General features: G+C 61.3%; 14 protein-coding genes. 13 read left to right on the forward strand and 1 reads right to left on the reverse strand.

Annotation, left to right across the window (positions count from 1 at the left end; genetic code table 11):
- Positions 1-321 precede the first annotated feature (321 nt).
- Positions 322-1,341 (reverse strand): LacI family DNA-binding transcriptional regulator, encoded by a 1,020-nt coding sequence (locus tag AC6I99_RS02460; protein WP_309929571.1) that lies wholly within the window; start codon positions 1,339-1,341, stop codon positions 322-324.
- Positions 1,342-1,553: 212 nt separating this feature from the next.
- On the opposite strand from AC6I99_RS02460, the gene AC6I99_RS02465 reads away from it, so the two are divergent.
- From AC6I99_RS02465 to AC6I99_RS02525, 13 genes are all read left to right on the forward strand, one after another.
- Positions 1,554-2,399, forward strand: coding sequence for a sugar phosphate isomerase/epimerase family protein (locus AC6I99_RS02465; protein WP_497946812.1), 846 nt, complete (start codon positions 1,554-1,556; stop codon positions 2,397-2,399).
- 50 nt (positions 2,400-2,449) lie between these two features.
- On the forward strand, positions 2,450-3,457 hold the full coding sequence (locus tag AC6I99_RS02470) for a Gfo/Idh/MocA family protein (RefSeq protein WP_497946811.1): 1,008 nt from the start codon (positions 2,450-2,452) through the stop codon (positions 3,455-3,457).
- A gap of 236 nt (positions 3,458-3,693) precedes the next feature.
- Complete coding sequence (locus AC6I99_RS02475; protein WP_224093979.1) at positions 3,694-5,229, forward strand: ABC transporter substrate-binding protein; 1,536 nt, start codon at positions 3,694-3,696, stop codon at positions 5,227-5,229.
- A gap of 6 nt (positions 5,230-5,235) precedes the next feature.
- Complete coding sequence (locus AC6I99_RS02480) at positions 5,236-6,177, forward strand: ABC transporter permease (protein WP_224093987.1); 942 nt, start codon at positions 5,236-5,238, stop codon at positions 6,175-6,177.
- Positions 6,174-8,063, forward strand: coding sequence for a dipeptide/oligopeptide/nickel ABC transporter permease/ATP-binding protein (locus AC6I99_RS02485; protein ID WP_497946810.1), 1,890 nt, complete (start codon positions 6,174-6,176; stop codon positions 8,061-8,063). Before AC6I99_RS02480 ends, AC6I99_RS02485 begins: the two co-directional genes overlap by 4 nt.
- Complete coding sequence (locus AC6I99_RS02490; protein WP_497946809.1) at positions 8,060-8,935, forward strand: ATP-binding cassette domain-containing protein; 876 nt, start codon at positions 8,060-8,062, stop codon at positions 8,933-8,935. The genes AC6I99_RS02485 and AC6I99_RS02490 overlap by 4 nt, the downstream gene beginning before the upstream one ends.
- A 62-nt stretch (positions 8,936-8,997) precedes the next feature.
- Complete coding sequence (locus tag AC6I99_RS02495) at positions 8,998-9,858, forward strand: sugar phosphate isomerase/epimerase family protein (RefSeq protein WP_497946808.1); 861 nt, start codon at positions 8,998-9,000, stop codon at positions 9,856-9,858.
- A gap of 24 nt (positions 9,859-9,882) precedes the next feature.
- Complete coding sequence (locus tag AC6I99_RS02500; protein WP_497946807.1) at positions 9,883-11,049, forward strand: Gfo/Idh/MocA family protein; 1,167 nt, start codon at positions 9,883-9,885, stop codon at positions 11,047-11,049.
- 239 nt (positions 11,050-11,288) lie between these two features.
- Entirely contained in the window at positions 11,289-12,335 is a 1,047-nt protein-coding gene (locus AC6I99_RS02505) for a LacI family DNA-binding transcriptional regulator (protein WP_497946806.1), read from the forward strand.
- A 92-nt stretch (positions 12,336-12,427) separates the two neighbouring features.
- Positions 12,428-13,834: a glucuronate isomerase gene (gene uxaC / locus AC6I99_RS02510; protein ID WP_497946805.1), complete on the forward strand. Its 1,407-nt coding sequence runs from the start codon at positions 12,428-12,430 to the stop codon at positions 13,832-13,834.
- Entirely contained in the window at positions 13,831-15,195 is a 1,365-nt protein-coding gene (locus AC6I99_RS02515) for a mannitol dehydrogenase family protein (protein ID WP_497946804.1), read from the forward strand. Before uxaC ends, AC6I99_RS02515 begins: the two co-directional genes overlap by 4 nt.
- Before the next feature lie 154 nt (positions 15,196-15,349).
- A complete protein-coding gene (gene manD / locus AC6I99_RS02520) occupies positions 15,350-16,579 on the forward strand; it encodes a D-mannonate dehydratase ManD (protein ID WP_224093992.1) in 1,230 nt (409 codons plus the stop codon).
- Entirely contained in the window at positions 16,569-18,854 is a 2,286-nt protein-coding gene (locus tag AC6I99_RS02525; RefSeq protein ID WP_497946803.1) for a gluconokinase, GntK/IdnK-type, read from the forward strand. Before manD ends, AC6I99_RS02525 begins: the two co-directional genes overlap by 11 nt.
- Positions 18,855-19,188: the final 334 nt, after the last annotated feature.

A 19,188-nucleotide genomic window follows, 5' to 3' on the forward strand; every position in this document is an offset into this window, starting at 1 on the left:
GATGTGAGAGAACGTTGCCTGTAGGGCGGCGGGATGTGAGAGAACGTTGCCTGTGGGCCGGCGGGATGTGAGAGAACGTTGCCTGTGGGCCGGCGGGATGTGAGAGAACGTTGCCTGTGGGGCGGCGGGATGTGAGAGAACGATCCGTCAAGGGCGGCAGGATGTGAGAGAACGATCCTTAAAAGGGCGGCGGGATGTGAGAGAACGATCCCTAAAGGGCGGCGGGATGTGAGAGAACGATCCCTAAAGGGCGGCAGGATGTGAGAGAACGATCCGTCAAGGGCGGCAGGATGTGAGAGAACGTTCCCTAAAACCTCCGACCTAGCCGGACGAGACCGGACCTGTGGAGCCGCGGACGGTGAGATGGGTGGGCATGACGGAGCGGCTGCGGTTGCCACCTCCTGCCAAGGGGTTCAGTTGGGCCAGCAGCATGGACACCGCCACCCGGCCGGCTTGCTCGATGGGTGAGCTCATGGTCGTCAGAGGTGGGTTGCAGAAGTCGGCACCAAAGATGTCGTCGCAACCCACGATGCTCATATCTTCGGGCACGCGCAGGCCGCGTTCGCGAAGCCGCTGCAGCATGCCGATTGCTATGAGGTCGTTGAAGACAATGCAGGCAGTCACTCCACTGTGGACAGCGGCATCGGCAGCGGCAGCGCCGGACTGCGTCTTTGGAGCAAAGGGGCCTAGGCTGCGAACATCCACCCCACGGTCCTCGGCCGCTGCGGACAGCGAGGCCCAGCGCCGGGCGCTCGACTGCGAGACTACCGGCCCGGCTACGTAGGCCACGGATGTGTGCCCCAGGGAAATAAGGTGGTCCAGCGCCTGCGGCATGGCGGATGGGGTATCGATGATGACGGCAGGAACGCCGACGACGTCACGGTTCACGGTGACCATGGGCATCTTGGCGGCAGCAGCGGCGAGGGACTCGTCATTCAAGCGGGAGGCTGCAACGATCACGCCGTCAGCGCTCTTGCGCAGCTGCTCCAGGGTGCTGGCCTCAACTTCATCGGATTCCTCGGTGTCCACGAGTAACTGTGTGTACCCTGCAGCCTTGAGTTGCAGCTGCGTTCCGCGGATGAGGTCGAAGTAGAACGGGTTGGTGATATCGGGCACCAGCACCCCAACTGCTCCGGTCCGGCCGGAGCTCAGTGCCTTTGCTTGGGAGTTCGGCGTGTAATTAAGTTCGACGGCGGCAGCTTGGATCCGTTGCCGGGTGCGGATATTGACGCGGTCCGGGTTGGTGAGCGCCCGGGACACAGTAGATGCAGCGACTCCGCACAGGGCGGCAATGTCATGGATGGTGGCGGGCCGGTCTGATGCCACGGGTTGTGTCGCCATGGGTGTTCCTCTCTGAACAACGGGTCATCCGGCTGTGATTGCTGCCACACCGTTTATCAAGAATGCCACAGCATGGCAGATTGTGGCAATCGGTTGTCATGAGGATGCCAAGTTGGCTAAACTCAGGGAACAGCACCGCCTGTGAACTGTGTCACCGCACCCTTGCGGCGCCGCGCGGAACCAGCCGCCACAGGCAATATCTAGGAGATTTCGTGACTCAACCCAATGCCGTGTGGAGCCTGTCCGGTTTCGGCGATGAGATAGACCCCGATCCCGCAATCCAGGCCGCTGCACTCCTGGCCCTCGGCGCCAGCCATATCGAAGTCCGCAGCGCCTGGGACGTGAACGTGTCCGAGCTGGAAAAGGAAGCAGTGGAGCGGCTCAAAGGGATTTTTGACGAAAGAGGCCTCAAAGTCTCTGCCGTTGCCAGCCCCATAGGCAAGGTGGACGTCAGCCTTCCCGTGGAGCATGAGGTCAATCGACTCCGCCAGATCATCTCAGTGGCCAAGGGCCTTGACGCCAAGTACGTCCGGATCTTCTCCTTCTACCGCGCCGAAGGCCAGAGCCAGGAAGAAATCCGGGATGCCGTCATGGAACGCATGAGGGCATTGGCTGCCGAGGCCGAAGCCAGTGGAATCGTCCTGCTCCACGAAAACGAAAAGGGCATCTACGGCGATACGCCCGAGAGGGTGCTGGACATCATGGAGACTGTGGCGTCCCCGGCGCTCCGGGTGGCGTGGGATAACGCCAACTTCGTACAGGTAGGCGTCAAGCCTTACACCGAGGGCTATGCGATGCTGCGTCCGTACCTTGAGTACTTGCAGGTAAAGGATGCCTTGGCCGATACGGGTGAGGTGGTTCCTGCCGGGCAGGGTGACGGCGAACTGGATGCCACCATTGCCGCACTCAAGGCCGACGGCTTCACAGGCTTCGCCTCCTTGGAGCCGCACCTCGCCAACGCCCACGAGCTGGGTGGGTACTCCGGACCCGTAGCCTTCGGCATTGCTGCGAGGGCTTTCGCGAGCCTGGCAGCCAGGAATGGCGTCGAACTGGCCTGACAGCCGGCTCGGCCGCAACGCACCAGCACCATCCTTCAAAGGAGCAGGAAATGCCTACAGCGGCAGTCATCGGTTGCGGTGACATCTCAACGATCCACTTTTCGGCGATCTCAACCATGGACGACGTCCAGTTGGTCGGTGTCTGCGATACCGATCCCGGGCGGTTGCAAGGGGCAGCAGGCGCCCACAACGTGCCGGGGTACACGGACTATCTGGACATGCTGGAGAAGGCGCGTCCCGACGTCGTACATCTTTGTACCCCACACCACCTCCATGCCTCACTGGCAGCCGATTGCCTGGAGCGCGGCGTCAATGTGATCGTCGAGAAGCCACTCGCGCACACGCTTGCAGAGGGGAAGCGGCTCATTGATGCGGCTGAACGGAGCCCGGCTAAGATCGCCGTCTGCTTCCAGAACCGCTACAACGCGACGTCCCAGGCAATGCGGAAAATGCTCGACGGCGGGGGGCTGGGTCGGGTAATCGGCGCATCGGCCACAGTCATGTGGCACCGGAACGGCGACTACTACCGCGACCGGCCTTGGCGCGGCACCTGGCTGGAGGGTGGGGGTGGCCTGATGATGAACCAGGCAATCCATACTGTCGATTTGCTTCAATGGCTGGTTGGCGATGTTGCCAAGGTGGAAGGCCGGGCCTCGACGCGATCGCTGGCCGGCGTGATTGAGGTGGAAGACACCGCGGAGTTTGTTGCCGAGCACGTAAACGGCGCGCGGAGTGTCTTCTATGCAACTTTGGCCAATGCGGTCAATGCGCCGGTCTCGTTGGACATCGTGACCGAAAAGGCGACGCTCAGCCTGCGCGGCGACCTCACGGTGACTTACGACGACGGCACCGTGGATGTCATCCCGGAGCGGGTGGCGGAAACGGGCGGCAGGTCCTATTGGGGCGTCTCGCATGAGTTGCTGATCAAAGACTTTTACACCGGGCTCGAGGACGAGGGGCCTTTCTGGATAAGTCCGGCAGAGGCAGCCAAGTCGCTCCGGATCGTCAAGGACATCTATGCGCAGAGCTATCCGGACCAGTTGGAGCTGGTGAGCTGAACCGCAGCCGGGTCTGCCGGCGATTCCGGCCCGAAGTTTCCGGCCATTTTCGCCTCCAATTCAGGGAACCGAGTCCAACATCCTGGCAACTTGGCAACATTTTCAGAAACTTTTGACAATCGGTTGCCAAGCTGGGATTCCTTCCGTAATGTAAGTCCCACACCGATAAAAATGTGGTCCACGCCACAACCTTCGTTCTGATTCGCGTCAGGCCAAAGACTCATTAGGAGCCGACAATGAAGTTAGGTCCAAAGGCGGCAGCAGCCGCCCTCGTACTCAGCGCCTCCCTGGCGCTCACCGCATGTGGCGGCGGAGGAGCCGGAGCTGGTTCAAACGCCGGTGGCGGAAAATCCATCACGGCCTTGACGCTGGGCACGCTCCGTGACATCACTTCGTGGGATCCTGCCCAGGCTCACGTCGGCCACGCACTACAGCCGTACCAGGCAGCCTATGACTCCCTGATCCTGCGCGAACCGGACGGCAAGCTCAGCCCCATGCTGGCCACCGCCTGGAAGTACAACGACACCAATACCAAGCTCACCGTGGACCTCCGGAAGGACGTCACGTTCAGCGATGGCGCCAAGTTCGACGCCACAGCAGCCAAGGCCAACCTGGACCACTTCAAGAAGGCCAACGGCCCGCAGATGGCCCAGCTCGGATCGGTATCGGACATCGCCGTGGTGGACGAGGACACCATCGACATCAACCTCAGCGCTCCAGAGCCGGCCTTGGAGTATTTCCTGAGCCAAGCCGCCGGCCTGATGGGCAGCCCCGCAGCGCTCGGCACTGATGCGATCAAGACCGTACCCGTTGGTTCCGGACCGTACGTGATGGACAAAGCGGCCTCGGTGAAAGATTCCCAGACGGTCTTCACCGCCCGCGAGGGATACTGGAACAAGGACCTGCAGAAGTACAAGAAGCTGACCCTGAAGATCCTCACCGATCCCACGGCCCGCACCAACGCCCTGGTTTCCGGCCAGATCGATGCCACGCTCCTGGATCCCAAGAACGGCAAGCAGGCAGAGGGTGCCAAGATGAAACTCGAAACCAACCAGGTTGACTGGTCCGGTTTGCTTCTTCTGGATCGGGACGGCACAAAGAACCCCGCACTTGCCAACGTCAAGGTCCGCCAGGCTATCAACTATGCATTCGACCGCAAGACCATTCTGGAACAGGTAATGCTGGGCCAAGGCACGCCTACTTCGCAGCCGTTCGGCAAGGAAAGCGGCGCCTGGACGGAGGAGCTGGAGAACTACTACAGCTACGATCCCGCCAAGGCCAAGCAACTGTTGAAGGACTCCGGCTTCGAGGGCAAGGTAACCCTTGACGTTCCCACCCTGCCCGGAGCTGAAACCCTTATCTCTGTCATGCAGCAACAGCTCGCGGACGTTGGAATCACCCTGAAACCGGGCGCGGCCATCACCAACACGTTCACCGCTGACGTCGCGGCACAGAAGTACCAGGCGCTCTTCTTCAACCTCTTCCAGGGTGAACCTACCGTTGCGATCGACCAGATCGTCTCCACCAAGGCGTTGTACAACCCCTTCAAGACCACCACACCTGAACTCGAGGCGAAGATCCAGGCTGTGCGCACCGGTGGCGAAGAGGCCGGCAAGCTGGCCCAGGAAGTCAACAAGTACGTTGTGGAACAGGCATGGTTCGCCCCGCTCTTCCGCGTGAACCAGATGTACTACCACAACGACAAAGTGAACGTCACCCCGCAAGTACAGCAGGCCGTTCCGTCCATCTATAACTACTCGCCCGCCAAGTAGGAACCCATGATCAAGTTCATTGCGAAAAGGCTGGGCAGCGGTCTGGTGGTGTTGTTCGTAGTCTCGGCGCTCACCTTCATCCTGCTGTACACCTCCAGCGGAAGCATCGCCCAAAATATCCTGGGTGACCAAGCCACACCTGAACAGGTGGCCATGAAGGAACAGGAGCTCGGTCTCGACCAGCCACTTGCAACGCGCTATTTCGCCTGGTTGGGCGATGCCTTGAGCGGAAACCTTGGAGCCTCCTGGTTCACCTCGGAGCCGGTGGCCAACTCCCTGGCCACCCGGATCCCGGTAACCATGACCATGGTTTTCGCCGCAATGATCCTGATCGCCATCTGCGCAGCCCTGATCGGCGTTGCTGCAGCGGTAAAGCGCGGCTGGGTTGACAGGGCAGTCCAGGTTGGCGCCATCATCGGCGACTCCATCCCCGGATACGTGATCGGCGTGTTCCTTGTGACTATCCTTGCCATCCAGCTGGGCCTCTTCCCGGCTACCAGCACTATCTCTCCCGAGGTGGGACCCGAGGCCTGGGTGTACTCCATGACCCTTCCGGTCATCGCCCTGCTCATCAATGGAGTGACCGGCGGGGCACAGCAAATCCGCAGTGCCGTGATCAAGCAGCTCGAGCGTGACTACGTCCGGACTTTGCGCAGCCGTGGCATTGGCGAGCGTGAAATCCTGTTCAAGCACGTGCTCCGCAGCGCCGCTCCGGCAGGCCTCACAGTATTGAGCCTGCAACTGATCGGCATGCTGGGAGGCGTGGTGATCATCGAGCAGATCTTCGCCCTTCCAGGAATGGGTCCCCTCGCAGTTACCGCAACAGGCCAGTCCGATCTTCCCGTAGTCATGGGAGTGGTGATGTACACCGTGGTGGTGGTCATCGTGGTGAACCTCCTGGTGGACATTCTCAATGGTTGGCTCAACCCGAAAGTACGTGTGTCATGAGCGATTCCGTAGATTCAGCGGCAATTTCCGCAAGTCCCGACTCCATGGGTGTGGCAGCGAAGGCCCCCGATGGACAAAGCGGTACCGTGGTGCGTTCCGGAATGATGCGCCGCCTCCTCAGGAACCCCCTGGGTATCGCCTCGCTGGTCATCCTGGGAAGCATTGCGTTGCTGGCTATTTTCGCCCCGGTCTTGGCTCCGTTTGAGGAGAACTTCGCGAACATCACCAAGACCTTGGCACCGGCGGACTCCGTGAACATCCTGGGGACTGACAGTGCAGGCCGCGATACCTGGAGCCGCCTGCTCTTCGGCGCCCAGCTCACCCTCTTGTCCGCCCTGCTGTGCGCAGGCGTGGCGATCGCCATAGGACTTCCCGCAGGCCTGATCGCCGGCTACTACGCGGGCAAGTTCGAAGCGGTCTCCAACTGGGTGGTCAGCATCCTCATGAGCCTGCCCGGCTTGATCGTTCTGCTCACCATCCGCGCGGCGTTCGGTCCATCCGTGTGGATTTCCATGATCGCCTTCGGTGTCCTCATCAGCCCGTCCTACTTCCGGTTGACACGCACCGCGGTCCAGTCGGTCCGCAACGAGCTCTACGTGGATGCCGCACGTGTCTCCGGCCTTTCGGACCTGAGCATCATCGCGCGCCATATCTTCTCCGTGGTCCGCGCACCCATCATCATCCAGACCGCAGCAATCGCGGGGGTGGCCATCGCCATCCAGTCCGGCCTTGAATTCCTGGGCCTTGGTGATCCCACCAAAGCAACGTGGGGCGTCATGCTCTCGGAGGGATTCAAGAACGTCTATCTCACGCCAACCCTGCTTCTCTGGCCGGCACTTGCCATGGCACTCACCATCGGTGGACTCGTCCTGCTTGGCAACGCTATCCGCGATGCCCTGGAAGACGGCGAAAAGATCAAGCACCGCAAGAAGAAGGTCGCCAAAGCCGAAGGCAACGCTGCAGAACGCACGACGGCGGAACCCGCCAAGGCGCGCCAGTCACGCAAATCCGTGGCCGCCGTCGAGGCCGGAACTGAGCATCACCTGGTCAAGGTGACGAACCTCGGCGTCGGATATCCGCAGGCTGATGGTTCCATCAAGAAGGTGGTGGACGACGTCTCGTTCCACGTGGACCGCGGCGAGATCCTGGGCATTGTGGGCGAATCGGGTTCGGGCAAGTCCCAGACCGCGTTCTCCATCCTGGGCCTGCTCCCGGACAACGCCAGGATTGTGGGCGGCTCCATTCAGTTCGACGGCAGCTACACCGTGGCCCCGGGCGAGGACCGCGTCAGCCAGGAGCGGTTGTCCAAGCTGCGCGGCAGGAGGATTTCCTACATCCCGCAGGAACCGATGAGCAACCTGGACCCGGCCTTCACCATTGGCTACCAGCTGGTCACCCCCATGGTCCGTGTCTTGGGAATCTCGAAGTCAGAAGCCCGCCAGCGTGCGCTCAAACTGCTCACCGACGTCGGCATTGCCAACCCGGAATTGACCTTCAACGCTTACCCGCACGAGGTTTCCGGTGGCATGGCCCAGCGCGTGCTCATCGCCGGTGCCATCAGCTGCGAACCGGACCTGGTCATCGCTGACGAACCCACCACGGCGCTGGACGTCACCGTCCAGGCGGATGTGCTGGACCTGCTCCGCGAATTGCAGCAGCGTCTGAACATCGGTGTGATCCTTGTGACCCACAACTTCGGCGTTGTCGCCGACCTCTGCGACCGTGTTGTTGTCATGCAGAACGGGCGGCTTGTTGAAGAGGGAACCGTCCGGGATATCCTCCGAAACCCGAAAGAGCCATACACCCAGACCCTTCTTGGATCCATGCTCGAAGGAAAGACCCCCATGACGATGCTTGTATCACAGGACAAGGAGCCCGTCGCATGAGCCCCGTACAAAGCTCCCCGCTACTATCCGTGGACAACCTCGTGGTGGAGTACCCCAGCAAGCGGTTCAGGGCCAAGCCCTTCCGGGCCCTTACGGACATCAACATCAGCATTGGCCAAGGCGAGACCCTTGGCCTGGTGGGGGAGTCCGGATCGGGCAAGACCACCTTGGGCAGGGCTGTTCTGGGCCTCGCACCCGTCACGTCCGGAAAGGTGATTTTCGAAGGCAACGACATCAGCAACGCCTCGCGCAAGGAACGCCGGACGCTGAGCCGGGACCTTCAGGTGGTGTTCCAGGACCCCTACACTTCGCTGAACCCGGCGCTGGAAATTGGAGACATCCTGGCTGAACCGCTGGGCGTTCAGGGCATGGAACCTGCAGCGGCCAAGAAGCGCGTCAAGGAACTGCTGGACCAGGTGGGCCTGCCCTCGGACGCGATCCACCGGCTACCGCGTGAGTTCAGCGGCGGCCAGCGCCAGCGTGTTGCAATTGCGCGGGCGTTGGCACTGTCACCCAAACTCATTGTCTGCGACGAACCGGTCAGCGCATTGGACCTCTCCACCCAGGCCCGGGTGCTGGACCTCTTCCTGCAGATCCAAAGGGACACCGGGGTTTCGTACCTGTTCGTGTCCCACGACCTCGACGTCGTGCGGCACATCAGCCACCGCGTGGCCGTCATGTACCACGGTGAAATCGTGGAGCAAGGCCCCGCCGAGGTGGTCACCCGCGATCCTGAACACCCCTACACCCAGCGACTGTTGCTCGCCTCGCCCGTGCCGGATCCTGACCGCCAGGAACAGCGCCGGGCAGACCGCCACCGGCTGCTCGCAAACCAACTTAGCCAAATCGAACAGCAAGGTGCCGTGGCCTGAACAGCCCGGCATCCCATGACACATCCAGGGTCCGGAAGGGCCCGGAAACCCCGGAGGAAAAAGTGGCCACAATAGGCGTCCAAGCCATGATGCTGAAGGACAGTTTTGCTGACGTCGGAGCATTCGAAACGCTCCGCAAGGTCAGTGCGATCGGCTATAACGCCGTCGAGATTTCCCAGATCCCGATGACTCCGGAGAATGTGGGCGAGCTGGATCGGTCCCGCACGGAGCTGGGTATGGATATCGCCGCGCTTTCAGTCAACATTGAAGGCCGCAAGGGCATGCCGGTGGAGTCACTGGCAGAGAACTTCGACAAGATCGTGGACGATGCCAAGCGTCTGGATACCTCGCTGCTGCGCATCGGCATGCTTCCGTTCGGAGCGATGAAATCCCTGGATTCGGTGGTGGAATTCGCCAAGCAGGCCAATGGCTACGCAGAGCGGCTGCAGGAGCACGGCATCGGCCTGTACTACCACAACCACCACATCGAATTCGCCAAGTTTGATGGCAGGTACATGCTGGACATCATCGCCGGGAACTCCCCGGCCATGGGCATGGAGATTGACGTCCACTGGGTGCAGCGCGGAGGCCTGGACCCGGTCCGCACCCTCCAAAAGTACGCCGGCAAGACTGCCATGGTGCACCTCAAGGACTACAGGATCGGTCAGATGCCGGAATCGTCCTTCGGGCTCCTGGAGAAGGGCGACTTTCCCGGATTCATGGCGGAGTTCCGGAATGTGGTGCAGTTCGCTGAAGTGGGCGAAGGCAACCTGGACTTCCCATCCATCATTCCTGCCGCCCTGGCCGCTGGTGCCCAATATCTGCTTGTGGAGCAGGACGAACTGTACGGCCGGACCGTCTGGGACGCACTCCAGACCTCGTACGACAACCTGGTGGCCATGGGCCACGCTGACCTTTTCTAGATTTCAACACAGGAGATTGCATTCATGAGCAAGAAAGTACGCCTCGGCATCATCGGCCTGGGCCAGCAAGGTGGCGCCTACGCCAAGTTCATTACGGACGGCCTGGTCCCGAACATGGAGATCGGCGCCATTTGCGATGTCGATCCTGCCAAGAAGGAACTTGCGGCCTCCCAGTACCCGGATGTCCCGTTCTATGAGGACTACATTGCGCTGCTGGAAAGCGGTGCCGTTGATGCTGTCATCACCTGCGTGCCGCACTTCCTGCACCCCGAGATGGGCATCGAATCACTCAAGCGCGACATTCACGCGCTGGTGGAGAAGCCAGCCGGGGTCTACACCAGGCAGGTCAAGGAACTGAACGAGTTCGCCGCTTCCAAGCCTGAGCTCTCCTTCGGCATCATGTTCAACCAGCGCAACAACCCGCTCTACAAGAAGCTCAAGCAAATCGTCGATGACGGCGAGATCGGCAAGATCCGCCGCTCCAACTGGATCATCACCAACTGGTGGCGGCCGCAGGGTTACTACAACTCCAGCGAGTGGCGGGCTACTTGGGGAGGCGAAGGTGGTGGCGTTCTGGTCAACCAGGCACCGCACCAGCTGGACCTCTGGCAGTGGATCTGTGGCGTCCCCCAGTCTGTCTACTCCAAGGTGGCGTACGGCTTCCGCCGCGATATCGCAGTCGAGGATGAAGTCACCGCAGTAGTGGACTATGGCGACGGCGCCACGGGCGTTTTCGTGACGGCCACCCACGACATCGTGGGAACCGACAGATTCGAAATCCTCGGTGACCAGGGCAAGATCGTGGTGGAGGACAGCAAGGTGGCCACAGTCACCCGGCTGGTCAAGCCGGAGCGGGAAATCAGTGATTCGATGGATACGGAGGGCGTCCGCAAGCTCTTTATGGGCCAGTTGAACCGCGACGAGTTGTACAGCAGCGAGGTCATCGAGTTCGAGTCTGCGTGGGGCGGCCAGCACGCCGGTGTCCTGGAGAACTTTGCGGCCAACATCCTTGACGGGACTCCTCTGCTTGCTCCGGGCTCGGACGGTATCAACGGCGTCCGCCTGGCCAATGCCATCCACCTCTCCAGCTGGACCGGGAAGGAAGTTTCGCTGGACTTTGACGAGGATGAATTCCTGCAGGAGCTCAACAAGCGCATCGCGGAAGAGGGCAAGTTCCCCGAGCGCCGCTAGAGCGCGGTAGAGCGCCGGTAGAGGCTCGCCGGGATGTGAGGGAGTATCCGGACAGACCGTTCCTCTCTCACATCCCACTGGGTTTTTGACGTTTCTCTCTCACATCCCACTGGCTTTTTAGCGTTCCTCTCTCACATCCCACTGGGTTTTTACCGTTCCTCTCTCACATCCCACTGGGTTTTTGGCATTCCTCGATGGCAACCGGCCGTTTTTGTTGCCAAGCGGTCTAGGATGAAGCGGTGACTGACGTGACGAGCACCGGAGCAGCAACTGCACCCACTAAGCGTGGCCGGGGGGAAAAGTCCTCCGCCACGATCTACGACATCGCCAAGCTCGCGGGCGTGAACCCGTCGACGGTGTCGCGTGCCCTCAGCAAGCCGGGCAGGGTCAGTGCCAAGACGCAGAAAATTATCGAGGACGCGGCTGCGCAGCTGAACTACCAGGTGAACCCGTTCGCCCGCGCGCTTCCCACTGGCCGCACGCAGACCATCGGTTTGATTGTCGCGGACATTACCAATCCCACCTTTTTCGACATCATCCGCGGTGCCGAAACCACCGGATCGGCCCGCGATTACACGCTGGTCCTGGCGGAATCCGCTGAGTCGCCAGAGACCGAAGTCACTGCGGCGCGCCGTCTGTTGAGCACGGTCGACGGACTGATCCTGGCGAGTCCCCGCATGGACGACGACCACATCCGGGCCCTTTCAGCGGACAAGCCTGTGGTGGTCATTAACCGCAAGATCGACGGCGTCCCGTGCGTCGTTCCGGATGTGAACAAGGGCATCAGCGAGGCCGTGCGCAGCTTGGCAGCCAATGGGCACACCAATCTTGCCTACGTCGCCGGGCCTGCCCAGTCCTGGATGACGGGCCGCCGCTGGGAGGGCGTCAAAGCTGCCTGCGAGTGGTCCAAGCTGCGCGCCGTCCGTTTGGAATCTTCCAAACCAACGGTCGACGGCGGCAGGCAAGTTGCGCGCGACGTCCTGGAAAGCGGAGCTACGGCCGTCATCACCTACAACGACCTCCTGGCCATCGGTTTGATGCAGGAATTGCAGGCTGGCGGCATGCGCGTTCCGGACCAAATCAGCATCGTTGGCTTCGATGACATTTTCGGCGCAGACTTCACCACCCCCGCACTGACCACCGTGCGTTCACCCTTGGGGGAATGCGGCACGCGTGCCGTGACCATCCTGTTGGACATGTTGCAAGGCCACGATGCCCCCAGCGAAGCTGTGAGCGTGGAGACCGAGCTCGTTGTGCGGGGCTCCAGTGGAAGGCTGCTGAGCTAGTCCCCAGTGTTTAGGCAAATGATTGTTGCAACGAGTTGGCAATTTTTGGCAACCGGTTGACAAGATGGCAAGGTGAACCGCAAGATTGACCTATGTCACAGTCCATCGCAGCACACCCTGACAGGCTCCTGCCCGCAGATCCCGGCACGCGCAGCATCGCGCGCTCCTTGCTGGAGCGCGTCCAGGACCTGCCCATCATTTCTCCGCACGGCCACGTTGACGCCGCTGTCCTTGAACAGAACACGCCCTTCCCTGACCCTGCAGCGCTCCTGGTCAGCCCGGACCACTACGTCACCCGCCTGATCCACGCCAACGGTGTTCCGATGGATCAGTTGCTCACAGGTACAGCGTCCGCGCCTGATTCGCGGGAGATTTGGAGGCAGTTCGTCCAGGCTTGGCCGCTGTTCGAGGGCACTGCCTCCGGGTACTGGCTGCGCACCCAATTCCACGAAGTGTTCAAACTCGGCGCAGACCTCAGTGAGATGCCGGCTGACGCCAGCTATGACGCGATCGCGGCCAAGCTGGTAGAGCCGGACTTCCGTCCTCGCCAGCTCTTCAAGGACTTCAACATTGAGGTCCTGGCCACCACGGATGATCCTCTGGACAACCTTGCCAGCCACAAGGCCCTCACCAATGACCCCAGCTTCAACGGCCGGGTGCTTCCAACGTTCCGACCGGATGCTTATCTGAACGTGGCGCATCCCAGCTGGAAGGCCAACGTTGATCGTCTGATCGAAACTGCCGCCGACGGCGCAACGGGCTATGCAGGCTACATCGCGGCCCTGGAAAACCGCCGTCGCTACTTTGTTGAGCATGGCGCAGTTTCGGCGGATCACGGCGTGCGCACGCCTGCCACGCTCAAACTGCAAACCGCAGAAGCTGAAGCACTCTTTGAACTTGCCCGTGCTGGCAAGGCTACAGCCGAGGATCGTGACGCGTTCGAGGCCCACATGATGTACCAGATGGCACGCATGTCAGTGGCCGACGGATTGGTGATGACCATCCACCCTGGCTCGTACCGGAATCACCATGGCCCCACGTTCGAGTCCTTTGGTGCGGACACCGGCCACGATATTCCGTTCGCGGTGAACTACACCGAGGCGATCCGTCCGTTGCTGCAGGACTTTGGCACGGCCAAGGATTTCCACTTGGTGCTCTTCACCCTCGATGAGACCGTTTTTTCCCGTGAACTCGCGCCGTTGGCCGGTTTCTATCCGTCTGTTTTCATCGGTGCGCCGTGGTGGTTCCTCGATGCTCCGGATGCCATGTTGCGCTTCCGCTCCGCAGTAACGGAAACCGCAGGTTTCTCGCGGTCCTCGGGCTTCATCGATGACACCCGCGCGTTCTGTTCAATCCCGGCAAGGCATGACGCCTCACGCAGGATTGAAGCATCCTTCCTTGCGCGCCTTGTAGCCGAGCACCGCGTGACTGAAGCCCGCGCCCACGAGCTGATTCTCGACGTCGTCGATTCCTCGCCACGCAGGGTGTTCAAACTATGAGCGTCGATGGGCTCAGGCGATTGAACCGTGAGGTCAAAGCTGTTGAAAAGGCTCCCGTGCGCATTGTGCACCTGGGACTCGGGGCCTTTCACCGTTCGCACCAGGCCTGGTACACACAGCATGCCGGCGACGCAGGGGACTGGGGCATCGCCTCGTTCACGGGGCGTCGTCCGGATGCCGCCAAGGTCCTTGCGGCCCAGGACGGTCTCTTTACGTTGGTGGAACGATCCGATGCAGGGGATTCCTTTGAGGTTGTAGGCAGCGTTGTAGAAGCCATCGACGGCGCCAACATTGAACGATTGGTTGAACTGGTCTCAGCACCGCAAACAGCGGTGATAACACTGACCATCACGGAGGCCGCCTACGCACACGGCGCGGATGACCTGCCGCGGTTGGTCGCGGGGGAGCAACCCACGACGCCGTTGGGCCGCTTGGTCCTTGGCCTCGCCGCCCGCAGGGAGACCGACGCCGGACCCCTCGCTGTGGTTTCCTGCGACAACCTCTCTGACAATGGAAACGTGGCCCGTGCGGGCGTAGCGGAAATCGCCCTGGGCTTGGACCCCGGACTCGCCGCCTGGATCGACAACAACGTCAGCTTTGTCAGCACATCGGTGGACCGCATCACGCCCCGCACTACGGCTGACGATGTTGCCCTGGTCGGTAAGCAGTGCGGGTACCGGGACGAAGCCCCGGTGGTCACTGAACCTTTCCGCAACTGGGTGCTGAGCGGCCATTTCCCCCTCGGGCGTCCACGTTGGGAAGACGCTGGAGCGGTCTTCGTGGATGACATCGAACCCTACGAAAACCGCAAACTTTGGCTCCTCAACGGCGCGCATTCCATCCTGGCTTACGCAGGGCAGTTGCGCGGCCACACCACAGTGGCCCAGGCCCTGGGCGATGCGGTATGCCGCGAAGTGGTAGAGGAATTCTGGGACGAAGCCGCCAGGCACCTTCCCGGGCGGGAACTCCGTATCCCTGAATACCGGACTGCATTGCTTGAACGTTTTGGAAACTCCCGGATCGCACATCATCTGGCCCAGATTGCCATGGATGGCAGCACCAAGCTCCGGATGCGTGCACTGCCGGTTCTCCGTGCGGAGCGCGCCGCGGGGCGAAGCGGCACTGCTGCGGCGAGAATGATCGCGGTGTGGTCTGCCTACATCGCGGTGAATCCTGGGCTTCAGGATCCCAGGGCTTCAGGCATTGCGGCTGCCAATGAACTCTCCGGACGTGCCCGGGTTGCGGCGTTGCTGCGGCTTTTGGATCCAGACCTTGCCGATGAGCCAGGAGTCGTGGAGCTGATCCAGGAGCTGACCTCGGTTTGGGCCACTCACCGTGCCGGGACAGGAACTGCAGCCTAGGCTTCCCTTTTCCGAGGCTCGCGCGGTTGTCGCACTGGCAACCGATTGCCAAATATGGCAAACAATTCTAGACTCGTATTCAGTATTTGTGGTGAATATCGCATTGAGGCGAGAAGGAACCCTTCAACCCAGCCCAATCCCGAAAGGAAAAGCTGTGAAAATCATTGCCGCTGAAGTCTTCGTGACCAGCCCCTCCCGGAACTTCGTCACCCTGCGTATCACCACCGAGGATGGTGTGACGGGTATTGGTGATGCCACGCTGAACGGCCGGGAACTCGCCGTCGCCGCTTATCTCAAGGAGCATGTTGCGCAGCTGTTGATCGGGAAGGATCCGCACCGGATCGAGGACACGTGGCAGTTCCTGTACCGCAGCTCCTACTGGCGCCGGGGCCCGGTGACCATGGCCGCGATTGCTGCGGTGGACATGGCGTTGTGGGACATCAAGGGCAAGGTGGCCGGCATGCCGGTCTACCAGTTGCTGGGTGGCGCGTCCCGGAACGGGCTGCGCGCCTACGGCCATGCTTCCGGCTCGGACATTCCCTCGCTTTTCGACTCGGTGCGCGAGCACCTGGAACTCGGGTACAAGTCCATCCGAATTCAGACCGCGGTCCCGGGCATCAAGGCTGTGTACGGGGTTGCCGCCCAAGCCCAGGCGTCTGGCGAGCGGTACGACTACGAGCCCGCAGGCCGCGGAAACTTCCCGTTGGAGGAGGATTGGGACACCCGCGCGTACCTGCGCCACTTGCCCACGGTATTCGAAGCCGTCCGGAATGAGTTCGGCCCGGAAATTCCGTTGCTCCACGATGGCCACCACCGCATGACACCCATCCAGGCGGCCAAGCTTGGCAAGGCACTGGAACCGTACGACCTGTTCTGGTTGGAGGACTGCACACCGGCCGAGAACCAGGAAGGCCTGCGCCTGGTCCGCCAGCACACCACAACGCCGCTGGCCATCGGCGAAATCTTCAATACCGTGTGGGACTACCAGACCCTCATCAAGGAACAGTTGATCGACTACGTCCGTGCGGCCTCCACACACTTTGGCGGTATCTCCCCGCTGAAGAAGGTCATGGACTTCGCCGCCCAGTACCAGATCAAGTCCGGCTTCCACGGCCCCACGGACATCTCCCCGGTGGGCTTCGCCGCCCAGTTGCACGTTGGCCTGGCCATCCACAACTACGGCATCCAGGAATACATGCAGCACTCGGACAAGACCAACGAAGTCTTCCAGCAGTCCATGACCTTCAAGGACGGTTACCTGCACCCCGGGGACGAGCCCGGCATCGGCGTCGAGTTCAACGAGGAAGCGGCCGCTGCGTTCCCGTACCAGCAGGCATACCTGCCGTACAACCGCCTCGTGGACGGCACGGTCCATGACTGGTAAGCCGGTTCCTTCGGCAGGCGACGCCCGGCACCACATCGTGGTGATGGGCGTGGCCGGCTGCGGCAAAAGCACCGTGGGCGCCGACCTCGCTGAACGCCTCGGCGCTGAATTTCTCGACGGCGATTCGCTGCACCCGCAATCAAACATCGACAAGATGGCCTCGGGTACTCCGCTGAACGACGACGACCGGGCACCCTGGTTGGCCGAAATCGGCAGGCGCTTCACGGCGTCGGGCGCTGCTCTGGTGATCGCGTGCAGCGCCCTCAAGCGCTCCTACCGGGACATCATCCGCAGCGGCGATCCATCCGTGGTTTTCGTGCACCTGTACGGCACGCGAGAGTTGCTGAATGAACGCATGAACGCCCGACCCGGCCACTTCATGCCAGCCTCGCTCCTTGATTCACAATTAGCTACTTTGGAGCCCTTGCAGGACGACGAAGCCGGAATAGTCCTGGATATCGCCTTATCCGTGGAGGAGATCGTGGATGAAGTGACCCTGGCTTTGAGTGGACCTGCTGAAGCGCCGTCCAGGCCATTCCTGGTGGACCTCAAAGCTGCTCCCTTCCATCTTGATGACGAAGCTGTCGCATGGGTGGAGAACACCATCGGCTCAATGACCCTCGAGGAGAAGATCGGGCAACTGTTCATCAACCACAACAACGATTACTCCCCGGAGTACCTCGATGGTGTGCTGGAGAAATTCCATGTGGGCGGCATGCGCTACCGGCCGGGTCCCTCGGCGGCCGTCCAGGAACACATCCGTTACGCGCAGTCCAAAACCCGCATCCCGCTGCTCATCGCTTCCAACCCGGAGATGGGCGGAGCGGGCAGTTGCGACGACGGCACGTTTGTGGCCACGCACCTGCAGGCGGGTTCACACCCGGACAAGGCAATCGCCCGGCAAATGGGCCAGGTTGCCGGCGTCGAAACGGCCGCGCTGGGCTGTAACTGGGCGTTCGCGCCGATCGTGGACATCCACTACAACTGGCGGAACACGGTCATCTCCACCCGGGCGTTCGGCAATACGCCGGAGATTGTGGTGGAGCGTGCCAAGGCGTACTTCGACGGAATCAGCGAGTCACAAACTGTTTGCGCCGTGAAGCATTTCCCGGGCGACGGTATTGATGAACGCGACCAGCATGTGGTCACGTCTTACAACACGCTCGACTATGACCAGTGGAACAAGACGTACGGGCACGTGTACCGCGAAATGATCGGGCACGGCGTGCAGTCGATCATGGTAGGGCACATCGGTGCTCCCGAGGTCTCCAGACATTTCCGTCCCGGGCTGTCGGACTCCGAGGTGTTGCCGGCGACACTCGCTCCTGAACTGTTGCAGGACCTGCTGCGAGGCGAGCTCGGCTTCAACGGGCTGGTGCTCACGGACGCTTCGCTCATGGTCGGCTTGACGCAGGCAATGAAGCGGCGCGATTTGGTGCCTGCCACCATCGCGGCCGGCTGCGACATGTTCCTCTTCTTCCGCAATCCCGACGAGGACTTCCAATACATGGTGGACGGCTACAAATCCGGTGTCATCACGGAGGCCCGTCTCCACGATGCGTTGCGCAGGATCCTGGGGTTGAAGGCAACACTGGGATTGCACCGGATTGAGCGCGAAAGGCTGGTGCCGTCCGCAGAAGCATTGGCCGTCATCGGCAGCGACGCGCACCGTGCAATTGCCGCAGACGTTGCGGACAAGACCGTCACGCTTGTCAAGGACACAGTCCGGAACCTGCCCATCACGCCCGGGACGCACAAACGCATCCGGCTCTATGGCATTTCGGGCGGGGCGGACTTTACCCGCGCAGATCCGCTGGCTTATTTGGACACGGTCAAGGAGGAACTGGAATCCGCGGGTTTTGAAGTGCATGTCTTCAAAACAGCGGAGCAGCGTGAAGCTGCGGGGGAGCCCGGCATGAACTTCATGAGGGTGCTCGCCGAGGAAGCAACGGGCGACTACGCGGAGAAGTACGACGCCGCATTCGTGTTTGCCAACGTCAAGGGCTTCGCGCAGGAAGCGGCAATACGGATCAAGTGGTCCTCGCCCATGGCTGCTGAAATTCCTTGGTACGCCACCGAAGTTCCCACTGTCTTTGTTTCCCTGAACCAGCCGAACCATCTGATCGATGTACCCATGGTCAAGACCGCCATTCACGCTCACGCAGGAACGCGCGAGGCCATCCGTGCCACCATCCTGAAAATCCAAGGTAAGTCCGAGTTCCAGGGGACGTTCAACGAGAACGTCTTCTGCGATTCGTTCGACACCCGGCTCTAGCTCCCCACTTTCGGCGGGGACGTGCTCCTCCACGTCATCACGGTGGAGCACTGGAAGCCCGGCACTGCCCACAAGGCGGTGCCGGGCTCTTCCTTTCCCAGGGAACACGAACGCGGGCCAATTGTGAACGCTAACAACGATTCAAGTCAAGAATTTCCCGCAGGGATTACTGCCGAGTAGCGTTATAACCAAATTGTGATCCAATCCACTTGACCGACGGTATTGTTAGCGTTCACAATGGCAGTCGTATCACCTTGAAGTGGCATGTGCCGCCCCCAGCACACAGGCCAACCCAGCTTCACCGTGCCGGATGCGCAGATGCTCCGGCTGCATC

The sequence above is a fragment of the Arthrobacter sp. TmtSoilC77 genome, from assembly GCF_059739415.1.